Raw genomic sequence first — 16,633 nt, 5'->3', positions numbered from 1 at the left:
AGACGGATCAGCGGAACCGCGCCGCATCGAAATTCGCCGCACCCATGTGATGCCGCGCATTGTCACCCTGCTCCTGATCACCCGACGAGAACGCACCGTCCATCCCCGACTGACCACCCACAATCGCCGACAACGACGAATTCAACTCACGCGCGATCCCGTCCGCCCGCCCCTTGAACTCATCGAACATCCGCCGACCCGTACCGTTGAACTTCCCCTCCAACGGCTCCACCGCCTGCACCAACTGACGGATCAACGACCCCAGATCATCACTCGACCCACGCGAATCACGCGACAACGTCGACAACGTCTGCGCACCCATATCGAACTTCACGCCGAACTCGCCTCCCCCATCAGGACTTCCGAACATCTGGACATCCGGGATGTACGAGACATGACGGACGTCCAGGGCTGTGGGCCGCCGACGTCCGGGTCCCGGAGTCACGGCACAGCCGTCCCATCTCTACCAACTCCTGGATCACGGGTGCAATCCGGGGCCGGAACATCCACAGATGCATCACATACCGGCCAGGGTGGCCGGTCTTCAGCGGGCGGTGGCGGTCGGGCCCTCGCGGCAGATCAGCAGGAGCGCCCGGTCGTCGTTGACGTCCTTGGCCACCGCCTCGATCAGATGCCAGGCGGCGCCGTGGAAGCCGCCGGCGACATAGCGGTCGGCCTCGCCGGTGAGCCGGTCGATGCCCTCGGCGATGTCGCGCTCGGCGGTCTCCACCAGGCCGTCGGTGAAGAGCATCAGGACGTCGCCAGGGCGCAGGGAGCCCTTGACGGAGTCGAACTGGGCGCCGTCGTACACGCCGAGCAGGGGCCCCTCGGCGGCCTTCTCCTCCCAGCGGCCGGTGCCCGCGCTGAGCTGGAGGCCCGGCGGGTGGCCCGCGGAGTACAGCTCGTAGTCGCCGGAGTCCAGATCGAGGACGAGGTGGATGGAGGTGGCGAAGCCCTCCTCCCAGTCCTGGCGGAGCAGATAGCCGTTGGCGGCGGGCAGGAAGGCGTGCGGGGGCAGGCTGCCGAGCAGGCCGCCGAACGCCCCGGAGAGCAACAGCGCCCGCGAGCCCGCGTCCATGCCCTTGCCGGAGACGTCGGTGAGGACGGCCTCCAGGGTGCGGCCGCCGTTGGTGCGGGCGGCGACGACGAAGTCACCCGAGAAGGACTGGCCGCCTGCGGGGCGCAGCGCCATCTCGTGGTGCCAGGTACCGGGCAGCCGGGGCAGCTGGCTCTGTACGCGGATGCGTTCGCGCAGGTCGAAGAGCATGGTGCCGCCGCGCCGCCAGGGCACGCCGACGCGGCTGCGGAACTGGGCGATCAGCAGGCCGAAGAAGCCGCAGGCGGCGACCACCAGCACCACGCCCGGTGTCACCCGTGAGGGTCCCTCGGTGTACGGGCCGAGCCGGACGGACTCCACGATGAGGGCGGTGGCCGCCGCCGCGTACAGACCGAGCAGGCTGGCCGGGCGCAGCAGCAGGCCGCCGGCGACGATGGGCAGCACGAGCGCGACCGGCGAGAACCACACCGAGTCGACGAGCGTCAGCGCGGCGATCACGGGGATGGTCAGCAGCAGACCGCCCAGCGCGATCCAGTCCGAGCCGTCGCCGCGGAAGTAGTCGACGGCGGCTCGGCGCACGCCGACGCGGGCCCGGTGCCACTGCATCTTCAACCGGGCCGTGAACGTCTCGGCTTCTGCGCGCCGCCCTCGTTCTGCTGCCATTAGTTCGGGACCCTATCCATCGGACCCGCCGGTTGGCACGGGAGGTCCGACTTATCCCCCGTCCGGGGCTCGACTTCACAGTGAACTTCACCGGAAGCCTCCGCGTCGCCACCCCCGGCAAAATTGTTTCGACCGGGCCGTGCGGCGCTGGTAGGGATGGCACATGGCAACCGATCTTGCGACCGAGCTGAGGGTGCTGCGGCCCGACGAGTGGGACACGTGGTACGACAACCTGATCCGCGCCTTCGGCGGTGTCCCGGAGCCGGGCGAGGAGAGGGACCTCTACCGCACCCTGACCGAGTGCGGCCGTTCGCTGGGCGTCTGGGACGGGGACATGTGCGTGGCCACGGCGGGGGCCTTCAGCTTCCGGGTCACCGTGCCCGGCGGCGCCGCGGTGCCGGCCGCGGGAGTGACCATGGTCGGCGTGGCCGCCACGCACCGGCGGCGCGGACTGCTGACGTCGATGATGCGGCGCCAGCTCGACGACGTGCGGTCCTGGGGCGAGCCGCTGGCCCTGCTGACGGCCTCCGAGCCCGGGATCTACGGCCGGTTCGGGTACGGCGCGGCGAGCTTCCAGCTGCGCGCCGACATCGACACCGGCCGGGCCGGGCTGTCCGTCCCGGCCGGCACGGACGGCGTACGGCTGCGGTACGCGGAACCCGCCGACGCGGCCGACGCGTGCGAGGCGGTGTACGCGCGGCTGGTGCCCGGCCGGCCCGGGATGCTGGCCCGGCGGCCGGGCTGGGAACGGCTCGGGCTGCTCGACGTGGAGAGCCTGCGCGGGGGCGCCTCGCCGTTGCAGTGCGTGCTCGCCGAGCGCGGCGGGGAGGTCACCGGGTACGCCCGGTACCGGGTCAAGCCGGTCTGGGAGGACGGCGGGCCCGAGGGCACGGTGGAGCTCGCCGAGCGGGGCGCGCTCGATCCGCTGTCCGACGCGGCGCTGTGGCGGTTCCTGTTCGGCATCGACCTGACGTCGCGGCTGTCGCTGCGGAACCGGCCGGTCGACGACGCCTGGCAGTACCTGGTGAGCGACATCCGGCGGTGCCGGACGCGGCAGCGGGACTCGCTGTACGTACGTCTCGTCGACGTCGGGGCGGCGCTGGCCGCGCGGACGTACCAGGCGCCGGTGGACGTGGTCCTGGAGGTGGAGGACGCCTTCTGCGGGTGGAACGCCGGACGCTGGCGGCTGAGCGGGGACGCGAAGGGCGCGGTGTGCGCGCGCACGTCGGACGCGGCCGATCTGGCGCTGTCCGTGCGGGAGCTGGGGGCGGCGTATCTCGGCGGGGTGCCGCTGACCGCGCTGGCCGCGGCCGGGCGGGTGCGGGAGCTGCGCGGCGGGGCGCTGGCGGAGGCGGCCGTGGGGTTCGGCTCGGCGGTCGCGCCCTGGCTGCCGCACGGGTTCTAGGACCGGACCGGCCGGTACGTTCCCGTCGTCCGCCCGGCCCGGGGTGGGGGCGGGGCGGCGGCGGGCGGAGCGGCGGTCAGCGCTGCTGGCAGGCGGGGCACCAGAAGAGGTTGCGGGCGGCCAGCTCGGCGGTGCGGATCTCGGTCGCGCAGATGTGGCAGGGCAGGGTGGCCCGGCGGTAGACGTAGACCTCGCCGCCGTGGTCGTCGACGCGCGGCGGGCGGCCCATGGCCTCGGGGGTGTGCTCGGGGCGGACCGTGTCGATGCGGTTGTTGCGGACGCCCTCGCGCATGAGGGCGACGAGGTCGGTCCAGATCGCGTCCCACTCGGCCGGGGTGATGGCCTTGCCCGGCCGGTACGGGTCGATGCCGTGCCGGAAGAGGACCTCGGCGCGGTAGACGTTGCCCACACCCGCGATGACCTTCTGGTCCATCAGCAGGGCGGCGATCGTCGTACGGCTGCGGCGCACCCGCGCGTAGGCGGCGCCCGGGTCGGCGTCGGGGCGCAGCGGGTCGGGGCCGAGGCGGTCGTGTATCGCCTGCTTCTCGGCCTCGGTGATCAGGGCGCAGGTGGTGGGGCCGCGCAGGTCGACGTACGCGGTGTCGCCCGCGAGGCGGAGACGGACGGTGTCCGTGGGCGGGGGCGCGGGGGCGTCGCCGAAGGTGACCTTGCCGAAGAGGCCGAGGTGGATGTGGACCCAGTCGGCGGTGCGGAAGCGGAGGAAGAGGTGCTTGCCGTGGGCCTCGGTGCGGGTCAGCTCCGCCGTGGTGAGCAGGGCCGCGGCGGCGGAGAACTTGCCCTGGGGGCTGGTCACGTGGACGGGGGTGCCGTCGGCGAAGCGGGCGGCGTAGTCCTGTGCCAGGCGGTGGATGGTGTGCCCTTCCGGCACGGTGCGGGGTCCTTTCGTGGGCGTGGGTGAGTTGGTGCGGGGCGCGGGGAGCGGCCGGGTGGGGACGGGCACCCACACGGGGCTGCGCCCCGGACCCCGTCCTTTCCCACCCACCCACCCGTCTCGGTGAGTCGAGAAGTCACCCGCCCCGGGGCTCCGCCCCCGCCCCCGGCGGGGGCTCCGCCCCCTGCGCCCCCCGGGGAGGTCACTTCCGCTCCTCCGCAGAGGTGCGGGACGCGGTCGGCCAGGCGGCGGGAGGGGGCGGATGTCCGGCCGCTACTGCTGCGGGTGGTGGGGCGGGATCGGGGGCAGGTCGCCGGTGGTCTCGTAGGCCGAGAGCATGTCGATGCGGCGGATGTGGCGCTCGTCACCGGAGAAGGGGGTGGCGAGGAAGGTCTCGACGAACTTCGTCGCGTCCTCGGTCGAGTGCATGCGCGCGCCGACCGCGACGACGTTGGCGTTGTTGTGCTGGCGGCCGAGGGACGCGGTCTCCTCGCTCCAGGCGAGGGCGGCCCGTACGCCCTTGACCTTGTTGGCGGCGATCTGCTCGCCGTTGCCGGAGCCGCCGATCACGATGCCGAGGGCGTCCGGGTCGGCCGCCGTGCGCTCGGCGGCGCGGAGGCAGAAGGGCGGGTAGTCGTCCTGGGCGTCGTAGAGGTGCGGTCCGCAGTCGACGGGCTCGTGGCCCGCCTCCTTGAGCCATTCGACGAGGTGGTTCTTGAGTTCGAAGCCCGCATGGTCCGAGCCGAGATACACGCGCATGGTCCGAGTGTGACACGGCGCATCCCGGGCGGGCGGCTCGGGTCGCGCCCGCCCCGCCGCCCGGATTGTGTCCGCCCCGCCGCCCGGATTGTGTGCGCGGTGTGCCCGCATTGTGTCCGGGATATGCACGGAAGAAATACGAGGCAGGCTGCGAACCTCAAAGAAACCTCAAGTAACGATTACGTTTCGAAGGTTCACGAATTCCTTTGCCTCCGATTCACTGAACCGACTCGTACGCCGCTCGTACGGGAAAACGCTCACCGGCGCAAAAGGAATCCCCCATGACCTCGCAGCCGACCCTGCAACAGGCTGGAAGCGGCCATCCCACCCCGGACGGACCCGGTTCCGGGCTTCAGGCCGGACTCAAGAACCGTCATCTGTCGATGATCGCGATCGGCGGCGTCATCGGCGCCGGTCTCTTCGTCGGCTCCAGTTCCGGAATCGCCACCGCCGGCCCCGGCATCCTCCTCTCCTACGCCCTCGTCGGCACCCTCGTCGTCCTCGTGATGCGCATGCTCGGCGAGATGTCCGCCGCCAACCCCGCCTCCGGCTCCTTCTCCGCGCACGCCGACCGGGCGCTCGGGCGCTGGGCCGGGTTCTCCATCGGCTGGCTGTACTGGTTCTTCTGGGTCGTCGTGCTCGCCGTCGAGGCCACGGCGGGCGCGAAGATCCTCTCCGGCTGGGTGCCCGCCGTGCCCCAGTGGGGCTGGGCGCTGATCGTGATGCTGGTGCTCACCGCCACCAACCTGATCTCCGTCGGCTCCTACGGCGAGTTCGAGTTCTGGTTCGCCGGGATCAAGGTCGTGGCGATCGGCGCCTTCATCGTCGTCGGCCTGCTGGCCATCTTCGGCGTGCTGCCCGGCGTCCACGCCGACCAGGCGTCCTTCGGCAACCTCACCGGCCACGGCGGTTTCCTGCCGCACGGTCCCGGTTCGATCCTCACCGGTGTGCTGCTCGTCGTCTTCTCCTTCATGGGCAGCGAGATCGCCACCCTGGCGGCCGGTGAGTCCGAGGACCCGCAGCGCGCGGTCACCAAGTCGACCAACAGCATCATCTGGCGCATCGCCGTCTTCTACCTCGGCTCGATCCTCGTCGTCGTCTCCCTCATCCCCTGGGACGCCAAGTCGATCGCCGACAAGGGCTCCTACGTCGCCGCCCTGGACTCCCTCGGTATCGCGCACGCCGGTCAGATCATGAACTTCATCGTGCTGACCTCGGTGCTGTCCTGTCTCAACTCCGGCCTCTACACCGCCTCCCGCATGGCCTTCTCGCTCGGCGAGCGCGGGGACGCGCCGAGGGCGTTCGCCCGCACCACCGGGCGCGGGGTGCCGCGGACCGCGATCCTCGTCTCGGTCGCCTTCGGCTTCGTGGCCGTCTTCTTCAACTACAAGTTCCCGGACTCCGTCTTCCTCTTCCTCGTCAACTCCTCCGGTGCGGTCGCCCTGTTCGTGTGGCTGGTGATCTGCTTCTCCCAGCTGCGCATGCGGAAGATCATCCAGCGCGAGGCGCCGGAGAAGCTGGTCGTGCGGATGTGGCTGTACCCGTATCTGACCTGGGCAGCGGCGGCCGTGATCGTCTTCGTCCTGGGCTACATGCTCACCGACACCGAGCACGACGGCCGCGAGACCGTGCTGCTGTCGCTGCTGGTGGCGGCGGTCGTGCTGGTGATCGCCGTGGCCAGGGAGCGGCTCGGCGGGCACCGGCGGACGGCCGTCGCGGGTACGGCCGCCGCCACCGCTGACACCGCAGCCACCGCCGCCACCGGCGAGAGCGCGGGCGGCGCGGGCGGGACCGAGCAGGTCACGGCCGGCTGACCGGTCCGCGGGTCCGCCGGCGGCGGGCGCGGGAACGCGAGAGCGGAGGGGGCCCGAGGGCTCCCTCCGCTCCTGTGCGCTCCGCTCGCGGGCTTCGCCGCGCGGCGGGTCAGCGCTTGCCGGCGAACTTCCAGGCGGTGGGCAGCGCGCCCATCGCCAGGGCGGCCTTGAGGAGGTCGCCGATCAGGAACGGGGTCAGGCCGGCCGCGACGGCGGCGGAGGCGGACATGCCGGTGGCCAGGGCCAGGTAGGGCACGCCGACGGCGTAGATGACCGCCTCGCCCAGGAGCATCGTGCCGGCCATGCGCCACATGTTGCGGTCCGCGCCGCGCCGCGCCAGCGCGCCGACGGCGGCGGAGGCCAGCAGCATGCCGAGGACGTAGCCGAAGGAGGGCGCGCCCGCGCCCGAGCCGCCCTCAGCGAACCACGGCATGCCCGCGACACCGGCGACCGCGTACAGCATGAGGGAGAGCAGACCGCGGCGGGCGCCGAGCGCGGTGCCGACCAGCAGCGCGGCGAAGGTCTGGCCGGTCACCGGCACCGGGGAGCCCGGCACGGGGACGGCGATCTGGGCGGCGATCCCGGTGAGCGCGGCGCCGCCGAGCACGAGAGCGGCGTCCCGGACACGGGAGGCGGGCAGGAGGTCGGCGAGGACCTGGCCGGTGCGGGCAGGAACGGCAGCGGTGCTCATGGGGACTCCGCGGGGTGAGAGCAGTCGGGAACACCGTGACGCTATCCCAGCGTGCTCGAACCGATCACCGTCCGCGCTCGACAAAGGCTGGAACGCGGGCTTGGTCGGCTCCGCACAAAGAACGGCGGGGGCAAGCGGCCCGGCGTGACACCGGTCACTGAGCGGGCGTGGCCTCGCCGACACGGCCCGCGGCCCGGCGCGTGCTCGGGCCCCCTCCTCTCCTCCCCCCGGGCCCCGGTCGTCTCCTCCCCCGGGCCCCCTGCCGTCGTCTCGCCCGTCGGGCGCGGTCTGGGCAGCGGTGGGGCGTTGCGCTAGCTTCGAACACGTGGTTGCCCAGGCCCGGTACTTCTCGTCGCGTCGCTATGTCGACCTGCGACGCCAGGGCACGGCCACCTGTCGCCGCTCCCGGTAGGGGCGGGAGACCGCTCCGCCCCGCTTCTCCTCGCAGACGGCGCAGTGCCGGCCCCCTCCCCCGATCCCGCCAGGAGCTTCCTCATGCCCCGATCCGCCGCGGCCGCCACCCGGACCTCCCGCCCCACCCGCCCCATGTCCGTGTCCGCGTCCGCGTCCGTACCCGACCCCGTGCCCCCCGCGCCCCCGGCCTCCCGGGTGGCCGATCCCGACCGGCGCCGCACCAGCGCCAGCGGTGTGCTGCGCTCGGTGCTGGAGCACGGACCGGTGGCCCGCAGCACCATCGCCCGGCTGACCGGTCTCTCCCCGGCCTCCGTGTCCGAGCACTGCGCCCGGCTCGCCGGGCTGGGGCTGATCCGCGAGGCCGCGGTGCCCGCGCGGTCCAGGGGCGCGGGACGGCCGCATGTGCCCGTCGAGCTGGACGGCCGCGGGTTCCTGGTCGGCGGGGTGCACCTGGCCGTGCCGTACACCACGGTGGCCCTGCTCGATCTGCGCGGCCGGGTCGTCGCCGAGCGGCGGACCGGGCACGCCGGTGCCGGGCCGGTCCAGGTGCTCGAACGCGCCGCCAAGGGGCTCGCGGCGCTGCTGGCCCACGCGCCCGGCGCGCGGCCCCTCGGGATCGGGTTCGCCTCCGGCGGCTGGGTGGACCGGGACTCCGGGACCGTCGTCGAACACCCCTTGCTCGACTGGCGGGACGTGCCGGTGCGGGACGTGCTGCGCGCCCGTACGGGACTGCCGGTGCACGTGGACGGGCACGCGCGGGCGCTGGTCAACGCGGAGCGGCTGTTCGGGCGGGCGCGCGGCAGCCGGAGCGTGCTGAAGCTGTTCGTCGGCAATGTGGTCGACGCGGCCTTCGCCACCAACGACGAGGTGCACCACGGGCCCCGCTCGCAGGCGGGGGCCATCGCCCATCTGCCGCTGCCGGGCGGTACGGAGCCCTGCGCGTGCGGGCGGACCGGCTGCCTCCAGGCGGAGTTGAGCGAGCGGACCCTGTGCCGGCGGGCGCGGGCGGCCGGGGTGGCCGCCGGGGTCAACCCGATGCGCGTGCTCGCCGCGGCCGGGGCGGGCGACCCGGCGGCCGTACGGCTGCTGGTGGAGCGGTCGCGGCTGACCGGGCGGGCGGCGGGGCTGCTGCTGGACGTGCTCAACCCGGAGACCGTGGTGGTCACCGAGGTCGGCGCGATGTACCGCGCGGACTGTCTGGCGGCGCTGCGGGAGGCGGTCGGGGCGCGGCGGGCGCAGGCGGTGGTGCCCACCGGTTTCACGGACTCCGTGCTCGCGGTGGCGGGCGGCGCGGTGGCCCTGGACGTGCTGTACCGGGATCCGCTGGCCGTGTCACATGACGTTCATTAATTCAAAAACTCCGAATGTTGACAGGGGTTGCGCGAGAACGGGAGCATTTCTCTCATGAGCCCGCTCACGAGCTGTCGCACTCTTTGCTGCTGACCCGTTGACGCGCCCCGGAGCGCTTTCCCTCCGGTTCTTCCCGTGTGCCTCCCGCACTCGGTCCCCGTGTGCTTCCGGCACTCGTTCCCGTCGTGTGTGAATTCCCTTCGTGCTGCCCGCGCCTGCCGTCCGCCGCGGCGGCCGTGCCCGGAATTCAGCATGTCTGCCGCCCCCCGTGAACCCGTGGAGTTCCGCCATGCCTTCCGTACCGGTGTCCGGCCCCGACCGGCGCCTGCTCCTCACGTCCCTGCTCGGTGCCGCCGTCGCGGCGACGGGGCTGAGCGGCTGCGCCGGATCGAGTGCCGCCGCCTCCGGGTCGTCCGCCGACCTGTCCGCCCCGCTCGCCGGTACGGTGCCGCCGGGCACCAGTCTGAAGATCGCGTCGTACCAGGAGACCCAGCAGCTCCAGTTCCGGCTGGGGAAACTGGGGAAGCTGCTGTTCACCGTGTCGGACTGGCTGAACATCGGCGCCGGGCCGGATGTCATCAACGCCTTCCGCGCGCATTCCCTGGACGTGGCCACCAACGCGGGCATTCCGCCGATCCAGGCGCACTACCAGGGCTACGACGCGCGGATCGTCGCGATCGGCCTGACCCGCAAGCCGAATTACCTGTTCGCCACCGCACCCGGCAGCGACATCCGCACGACCGCGGACTTCAAGGGGCGCAAACTCGCCTTCTCCCAGGGGCAGGCGCAGGGGGTGGTACTGCTGCGGGCGCTGAAGGAGGCGGGCCTCGCCCACGACGACGTCCGGCTGGTGCCGCTCACCAGCAACCAGTTCCTCACCGCCCTCCAGTCCGGCCAGGTGGACGTGGCCCCGCTCGGCAACAGCCAGGCGCCCGCCTATCTGAACCAGTACGGGTCCAAGGGCGCGCACACCATCCCCACCGACGTCGTCGACCTGCTCAATCTGCTGTGGGCGCCGGCCACGGTGCTGGCCGACCGGGCGAAGGCCGCCGCGATCGCCGCGTACATACCGCACTGGGCCCGGGGCCAGGTGTGGCAGTGGGAGCACCCGGACGAGTGGAACCGGGAGTTCTACGTGAAGACGCAGAACCTGTCCCTGGCGCAGGCCGAGGCCGTCACGCGGCTCGCCAACAAGCCGCTGTTCCCGCCGAGCTGGGACGAGGCGGTCAGGTGGGAGCAGGAGACGGCGGATCTGCTCGCCGAGGGCGGGTTCGTGAAGCGGTTCGAGGTCGGCCCGCTGTTCGACCGCCGCTTCGAGGCGCTCGCGGCCCGTGCCGTACCGGCCGAGTACCAGAGGTGAGCGCGGTGACGACCTCGGCCACCCCGTCCACCATGCCTTCGGACACCCCCGGCGCCCCCGGCACCCCCGGCGCCCCGGACGCCCGGGGCTCCGCGGGACCGGCAGGACCGGCCCCCGGGGGTCCGGCGCCGCGCACCCGGCGCCCCCGGCGGCCGCGGCCGCTGACGCCCGGCCGGCGGCTGCCCGCCGCCCGGCTGGCCGGTCCCCTCCTCTTCCTGGTCCTGTGGGCCGCGGCCTCCGCCGCCGGACGGCTCGACCCGGGCGCGGTCCCGGCGCCCTGGACGGTGCTGCGCACCGCCGGTCACCTGTGGACCGAGGGGACGCTGCCCACCGATGTGCTGACCTCGCTGCGCCGGGCCGCCTACGGCTTCGCGCTCGGCCTGACCGGCGGGGTGCTGCTGGCGCTCGCCGCCGGGCTCACCCGGACCGGCGAGGCGCTGATCGACGGGACCGTCAACCTCAACCGGGCCGTCCCGACCATGGGGCTGATCCCGCTGTTCATCCTGTGGCTGGGCATCGGCGAGACCTTCAAGGTCGCGATCATCGCGATCGTCGTCTACATCCCGGTCTATCTGAACACGCACGCCGCGCTGTCCGGCATCGACAGCCGCTATGTGGAGCTGGCCGAGGTGCAGGGCCTGTCGCGGTGGGCGTTCGTGCGGCAGATCGTCGTGCCCGGCGCGCTGCCCGGCTTCTTCGTCGGCCTGCGCCTCGGGGTCACCGGGTCCTGGCTGGGCCTGGTGGTGCTGGAGCAGATCAACGCCACCAGCGGCCTCGGCTATCTGATGTTCCAGGCGCAGAACTACGGCCAGACGGACGTGATCCTGGTCGGCCTGCTGGTCTACGGCGTCTTCGGTCTGGTCTCCGACAGCGTGGTCCGCCTGATCGAACGGAGGGTGCTGTCGTGGCGCCGCACACTGAGCAGCTGACCGGGGGCCCTGCCACCTCCACCGCGGTGGAACTGCGCTCCCTGACCCGGTCGTTCGAGGGCCGTACGGTGCTCGACGGCATCGATCTCAGTCTGCCGGCCGGGCAGTTCACCGCGCTGCTCGGGCACAGCGGCTCCGGCAAGAGCACCCTGCTGCGGGCCGTGGCGGGCCTGGACCACCAGGTGGCCGGCAGTGGTGGGCTGCGGGCGCCGGAGCGGGTGTCCGTGGTCTTCCAGGACTCCCGGCTGCTGCCCTGGCGGCGGGTGCTGGACAACGTCCTGCTCGGCGCGGACGGCAAGGACGCCGCCGCACGCGGCCGGGCCGCCCTCGCCGAGGTGGGCCTCGCGGGCCGGGAGCGGGCCTGGCCGAGCGAGCTGTCGGGCGGTGAGGCGCAGCGCGCGGCACTGGCCCGCTCCCTGGTCCGCGAGCCCGAACTGCTGCTGGCCGACGAGCCGTTCGGCGCGCTGGACGCCCTCACCCGGATCCGGATGCACGCGCTGCTGCGCCGGCTGTGGCAGCGCCACCGGCCCTCGGTACTGCTCGTCACCCACGACGTGGACGAGGCGATCGTGCTCGCCGACCGTGTCCTCGTCCTCGACCAGGGCCGCATCGGCCTCGACCTGACCATCGACCGCCCGCATCCGCGCTCGTACCGGGACCCGCTGCTCGGCGCGTACCGGGAGCGGCTGCTCACCGCCCTGGGCGTCACGGAGGACCCCGCATGACCATCCGCACCCCCGCATCCGGCAGCACCGGCACGGGCCCCGGCCCGCGCACGCTGCACCTGAACGCGTTCCTGATGAACACCGGCCACCACGAGGCGTCGTGGCGGCTGCCGGAGAGCGACCCGTACGCGCACGTCGACCTGGCGCACTACGTGGCGCTGGCCCGGACCGCCGAGCGCGGCACCTTCGACTCGCTGTTCCTGGCGGACGGCCCGCAGCTGTGGAACACGGTCGCGCAGCGGCCCGCGGGCGCCCTGGAACCGCTCACCCTGCTCACCGCGCTGGCCACCGCCACCGAGCACATCGGTCTGATCGCCACCGCGTCGACCTCCTACAACTCCCCCTACAACCTGGCGCGCAGGTTCGCCTCGCTGGACATCGTCAGCGGCGGCCGGGCGGGCTGGAACATCGTCACCACCGCGGGCGCCGAGGCGGCCCGCAACTTCGGTCTGGACGATGAGCCCGCGCACGCCGAACGGTACGCGCGGGCCGCCGAGTTCGTGGAGGTGGCCCGCAGGCTGTGGGACAGCTGGGAGGACGACACGGTCGTCGCCGACAAGGCGGCCGGGGTGTGGGGCGACGACGCGAAGATCCATCCGGCCCGGCACGAGGGGACGTACTTCAAGGTGGCGGGCGCGCTCAACGTGCCGCGGTCCCCGCAGGGCTATCCGCTGCTGGTGCAGGCGGGCTCCTCCGCCGACGGGAAGGCGTTCGCGGCGCGGTACGCGGAGGCGGTGTTCACCGCGCAGCAGTCGCCGGCGGGTGCGCGGGCCTTCTACGCCGATCTGAAGCGGCTCACCCGGCGGGCGGGCCGCGACCCGGAGCTGCTGAAGGTGCTGCCCGGCATCGTGCCGGTGCTCGGGTCGACCGAGGCCGAGGCGCGGGCGGCGGAGCAGATCCTGGACGAGCACATCGTGCCCGAGCACGGCCGGGTCCGCCTGGAGAACCTGCTGCGGCTGGAGCCGGGCACACTGCACCTGGACCGTGAGCTGCCCGCCGACCTGCCGCCGGAGTCGGCCGTCGAGGGCGCCAAGAGCCGGTACACGCTCGTGGTGGAGCTGGCCCGCGGCGAGCGGCTGACCGTGCGGCAGCTGATCGGCAGGCTCGGCGGCGGGCGCGGCCATCTGACCTTCGCGGGGACGCCCGAGCAGGTCGCGGACGCGATCGGGACGTGGTTCACCGAGGGCGCCGCCGACAGGTTCAACATCATGCCCGCGGTGCTGCCGTCCGGTCTCGACGCCTTCGTCGACCATGTCGTCCCGCTGCTGCGCGCCCGCGGGCTGCTGCGCTCCGGGTACGGGCCGCGGCAGACCCTGCGGGAGCGCTACGGCCTGCCGCGCCCGGCCAACCAGCACCTGGCCCCCGCCCTGTCCAGCGCCCTGACCACCGTCTGACCGGCCACCGTCCCGCGGCCGGTCCCGCGGCCGGCCGCCCTCCGAAAGGACCTGATCATGTCCATCGAGATCCACAAGGTCACCGCCCGCATCGGCGCCCGGGTCGGCGGCGTCGACCTCGCCCGGCCGCTCGACACGCGGACCGTCGCCGCGCTGCGCGAGGCCCTGAACACGCACAAGGCGCTCGTCTTCGACGACGTGCGCCTGGACGACGCCGGGCAGGAGGCGTTCGCCCGCCACTTCGGGGACCTCACCACCGCCCATCCGACCGTGCCCGCCGTCGAGGGCGCCCCGAACGTGCTGCCCGTGGACAGCGAGCAGGGCCGCGCCAACCACTGGCACACCGACGTCACGTTCGTGCTCAACCCGCCGCAGGCCAGCACCCTGCGCAGCATCACGGTCCCGCCGTACGGGGGCGAGACGCTGATCGCGAACGCCGCCGCGGCCTACCGCGACCTGCCCGAGCCACTGCGCCGGCTGGCCGACACGCTGTGGGCCGAGCACACCAACGACTACGACTACGCCGTGCCCGAGGAGGCGGTCGACGAGGAGGAGGCCACCCGGCGCGCGCAGTTCACCTCGATCCGGTACCGCACCGCGCACCCGGTGGTGCGGGTGCATCCGCTGACCGGCGAGCGCGGGCTGTTCATCGGCGGGTTCGCGCAGCGGATCGCGGGCCTGTCGGTGCCGGAGTCGCGCAAGATCCTGGACCTGCTCCAGGCGTACGTCACACGGCCGGAGAACGTGCTGCGCTGGCGCTGGTCGGAGCACCAGCTGGTGCTGTTCGACAACCGCATCACCCAGCACTACGCCATCGACAACTACGACGGCCTGCCGCGCCGCCTGAACCGGGTGACGGTGGCCGGTGACGTCCCGGTCGGTGTCGACGGCGAGGAGAGCCGTTCCCTGGAGGGGGACGCCTCGCACTACACGGCCGTCGCCCCGGTCGCCGTCGCCGCGTAACCCGGCGTTCACGTACCGTAGGACACACGTCCGGATAGTGGGCAGCCCCTCGCCCTGAGCGGACGGGCTGCCCACACTGTGGGCACTTTCGCCCCTCCCCCCACTGGATGAGCGTGTTCATGCCCCACCGCACCACCGCCTCCCCCGCTCCCCCCACGGAGCAGGCGGGCGAGGCCCCTCTGAGCCATGGCCTCAAGCAGCGCCATCTGTCGATGATCGCCCTCGGCGGGGTGATCGGCGCCGGGCTGTTCGTCGGCTCCGGGGCGGGCATCGCCGCCGCCGGGCCGTCGATCGTCGTCGCCTACGCCGTCTCCGGTGTCCTCGTGATGCTGGTGATGCGGATGCTCGGCGAGATGTCGGCCGCGTATCCCTCCTCGGGCTCCTTCTCCACACATGCCGAACGGGCGTTCGGGCCGTGGGCCGGCTTCACCGCGGGCTGGTCGTACTGGGTGCTGCTGTGCACGGCGGTCGGCCTGGAGGGCATGGGCGCCGCGAAGATCGTGACGGGCTGGCTGCCGGGCACCCCGCAGTGGCTGTGGGTGGCCCTGTTCATGGTGGTGTTCTGCGGGACGAACCTGGCCGCGGTGAAGAACTTCGGCGAGTTCGAGTTCTGGTTCGCGGCACTGAAGGTCGGCGCCATCAGCCTGTTCCTGGTGCTGGGCGTGCTGGCCGTCACGGGTGTGCTGCCGGGCACCGACTCGCCGGGCACCTCGCACCTGAGCGACTTCCTGCCGCACGGCGGCCAGGGTCTGATCGTCGGCCTGCTCGCCTCCGTGTTCGCCTACGGCGGCCTGGAGACGGTCACCATCGCGGCGGCCGAGTCACAGGACCCGGTGCGCGGCGTGGCGAGCGCGGTGCGCACCGCCATGTGGCGCATCGCCCTCTTCTACATCGGCTCGATGGCCGTCATCGTCACCCTGGTCCCGTGGAACGCGCCGGAGGTCGTCGACAAGGGCCCCTACGTCGCCACGCTGGACCACCTGGGCATACCGGGCGCCGGGCAGCTGATGAACGTGGTCGTCCTGGTGGCGCTGCTCAGCGCGATGAACGCCAACATCTACGGATCGTCACGCATCGCGTACTCGCTGGTGGGGCGCGGCCAGGGCCCCAGAGCGCTGGCGAAGGTCTCGGGCGGGGTGCCGCGGACCGCGGTCGCGGTGTCGAGCGTCTTCGGGTTCGGCTGTGTGCTGCTCAGCTACTGGCGGCCCGACGACGTCTTCCCCTGGCTGCTGAACATGATCGGCGCGGTGATCCTGGTCGTCTGGATCTTCATCGCCGCCGCGCAGCTGCGGCTGCGGCGACGGCTGGAGCGGGAGGCGCCGGACCGGTTGGCCGTACGGATGTGGGGCTTCCCCTGGCTCACCTGGGCGGCCCTGGCGGGCATGGCGGCGATCTTCGTCCTGATGGCCCGGCAGCCCGGCACCCGGGTGCAGCTCTACTCGACGGGCGCGATGGCCCTGGTGCTGGCGGCGGCCGGGTACGCCTGGCAGCGCGTCCGCGTCCGCGCCTGACACACCGGCACCGGCCGCGCCCGCAGGAAGGCCCCCACGGGACACGTGGGGGCCTTCCTGTTGCTCGCGCCCGCACTGTTGTTGGTAGCTTGTAGTTGCAAGCCCTTTGCAATAATGGTCGGAGGGGACCTGTCATGCCCGTCTACACGCTGCCTGAACTGCCGTACGACTACTCGGCGCTCGCGCCGGTCATCAGCCCCGAGATCATCGAGCTGCACCACGACAAGCACCACGCGGCCTATGTGAAGGGCGCCAACGACACGCTGGAGCAGCTCGCCGAGGCGCGGGACAAGGAGACCTGGGGCTCGATCAACGGCCTGGAGAAGAACCTGGCCTTCCATCTCTCCGGGCACATCCTGCACTCGATCTACTGGCAGAACATGACGGGCGACGGCGGCGGCGAGCCGCTGGCCCAGGACGGCGTGGGCGAGCTGGCCGACGCGATCACCGAGTCCTTCGGCTCCTTCGCCGGGTTCAAGGCCCAGCTCACCAAGGCCGCGGCCACCACCCAGGGCTCCGGCTGGGGCNTCCTGGCCTACGAACCCCTCAGCGGCCGCCTCGTCGTCGAACAGGTCTACGACCACCAGGGCAACGTCGGACAGGGCTCCACCCCCGTCCTCGTCTTCGACGCCTGGGAGCACGCCTTCTACCTCCAGTACAAGAACCAGAAGGTCGACTTCATCGACGCCATGTGGGCCGTCGTCAA

General features: G+C 72.6%; 15 protein-coding genes. 10 read left to right on the top strand and 5 right to left on the bottom strand.

Annotation, left to right across the window (positions count from 1 at the left end):
- Positions 1–7 precede the first annotated feature (7 nt).
- A complete protein-coding gene (locus B086_RS0129725) occupies positions 8–334 on the bottom strand; it encodes a hypothetical protein (RefSeq protein ID WP_018565719.1) in 327 nt (108 codons plus the stop codon).
- Between the two features lie 210 nt (positions 335–544).
- Positions 545–1,720 (bottom strand): PP2C family protein-serine/threonine phosphatase, encoded by a 1,176-nt coding sequence (locus B086_RS0129720; protein ID WP_026252902.1) that lies wholly within the window; start codon positions 1,718–1,720, stop codon positions 545–547.
- A gap of 163 nt (positions 1,721–1,883) precedes the next feature.
- Between B086_RS0129720 and B086_RS0129715 the strand changes: the two genes are divergently transcribed.
- Positions 1,884–3,125, top strand: coding sequence for a GNAT family N-acetyltransferase (locus B086_RS0129715; protein WP_037874198.1), 1,242 nt, complete (start codon positions 1,884–1,886; stop codon positions 3,123–3,125).
- Positions 3,126–3,201: 76 nt separating this feature from the next.
- On the opposite strand, the gene B086_RS0129710 is transcribed toward B086_RS0129715, so the two are convergent.
- On the bottom strand, positions 3,202–4,014 hold the full coding sequence (locus B086_RS0129710) for an Fpg/Nei family DNA glycosylase (protein WP_018570082.1): 813 nt from the start codon (positions 4,012–4,014) through the stop codon (positions 3,202–3,204).
- Between the two features lie 276 nt (positions 4,015–4,290).
- Positions 4,291–4,776, bottom strand: coding sequence for a ribose-5-phosphate isomerase (locus B086_RS0129705; protein ID WP_018570081.1), 486 nt, complete (start codon positions 4,774–4,776; stop codon positions 4,291–4,293).
- A 281-nt stretch (positions 4,777–5,057) separates the two neighbouring features.
- Between B086_RS0129705 and B086_RS0129700 the strand changes: the two genes are divergently transcribed.
- Positions 5,058–6,590, top strand: coding sequence for an amino acid permease (locus B086_RS0129700; RefSeq protein ID WP_018570080.1), 1,533 nt, complete (start codon positions 5,058–5,060; stop codon positions 6,588–6,590).
- A 109-nt stretch (positions 6,591–6,699) separates the two neighbouring features.
- Here B086_RS0129700 and B086_RS0129695 read toward each other — a convergent pair whose 3' ends face one another.
- On the bottom strand, positions 6,700–7,281 hold the full coding sequence (locus B086_RS0129695; RefSeq protein WP_018570079.1) for a biotin transporter BioY: 582 nt from the start codon (positions 7,279–7,281) through the stop codon (positions 6,700–6,702).
- A gap of 495 nt (positions 7,282–7,776) precedes the next feature.
- Here B086_RS0129695 and B086_RS0129690 point away from each other — a divergent pair, with 495 nt between their 5' ends.
- The 8 genes from B086_RS0129690 to B086_RS0129655 form a co-directional block, all read left to right on the top strand.
- Positions 7,777–9,045: an ROK family transcriptional regulator gene (locus B086_RS0129690; RefSeq protein WP_018570078.1), complete on the top strand. Its 1,269-nt coding sequence runs from the start codon at positions 7,777–7,779 to the stop codon at positions 9,043–9,045.
- A gap of 289 nt (positions 9,046–9,334) precedes the next feature.
- Entirely contained in the window at positions 9,335–10,405 is a 1,071-nt protein-coding gene (locus B086_RS0129685; protein WP_018570077.1) for an ABC transporter substrate-binding protein, read from the top strand.
- A 32-nt stretch (positions 10,406–10,437) separates the two neighbouring features.
- Positions 10,438–11,334, top strand: a complete 897-nt coding sequence (locus B086_RS0129680) for an ABC transporter permease (RefSeq protein ID WP_420712587.1) — start codon at positions 10,438–10,440, stop codon at positions 11,332–11,334.
- Positions 11,310–12,059 carry an ABC transporter ATP-binding protein gene (locus B086_RS0129675; protein WP_018570075.1) on the top strand — a complete coding sequence of 250 codons (750 nt, stop codon included), beginning with the start codon at positions 11,310–11,312 and terminating at the stop codon, positions 12,057–12,059. The genes B086_RS0129680 and B086_RS0129675 overlap by 25 nt, the downstream gene beginning before the upstream one ends.
- Complete coding sequence (locus B086_RS0129670; protein WP_018570074.1) at positions 12,056–13,453, top strand: LLM class flavin-dependent oxidoreductase; 1,398 nt, start codon at positions 12,056–12,058, stop codon at positions 13,451–13,453. The genes B086_RS0129675 and B086_RS0129670 overlap by 4 nt, the downstream gene beginning before the upstream one ends.
- A gap of 57 nt (positions 13,454–13,510) precedes the next feature.
- The gene (locus B086_RS0129665) at positions 13,511–14,416 is read left to right on the top strand and encodes a TauD/TfdA dioxygenase family protein (protein WP_018570073.1); all 906 of its coding nucleotides are present in this window, start codon (positions 13,511–13,513) and stop codon (positions 14,414–14,416) included.
- Between the two features lie 119 nt (positions 14,417–14,535).
- Complete coding sequence (locus B086_RS0129660; RefSeq protein ID WP_018570072.1) at positions 14,536–15,927, top strand: amino acid permease; 1,392 nt, start codon at positions 14,536–14,538, stop codon at positions 15,925–15,927.
- Between the two features lie 134 nt (positions 15,928–16,061).
- The coding region (locus tag B086_RS0129655) for a superoxide dismutase (RefSeq protein ID WP_018570071.1) at positions 16,062–16,633 on the top strand (572 nt) is incomplete at its 3' end.

This window comes from Streptomyces sp. PsTaAH-124 (genome assembly GCF_000373685.1).
Taxonomy (GTDB): Bacteria; Actinomycetota; Actinomycetes; order Streptomycetales; family Streptomycetaceae; genus Streptomyces; species Streptomyces andamanensis.
The sequence above is the reverse complement of the archived record's forward strand: the minus strand, read 5'-3'. Positions and strand labels throughout refer to the sequence as shown.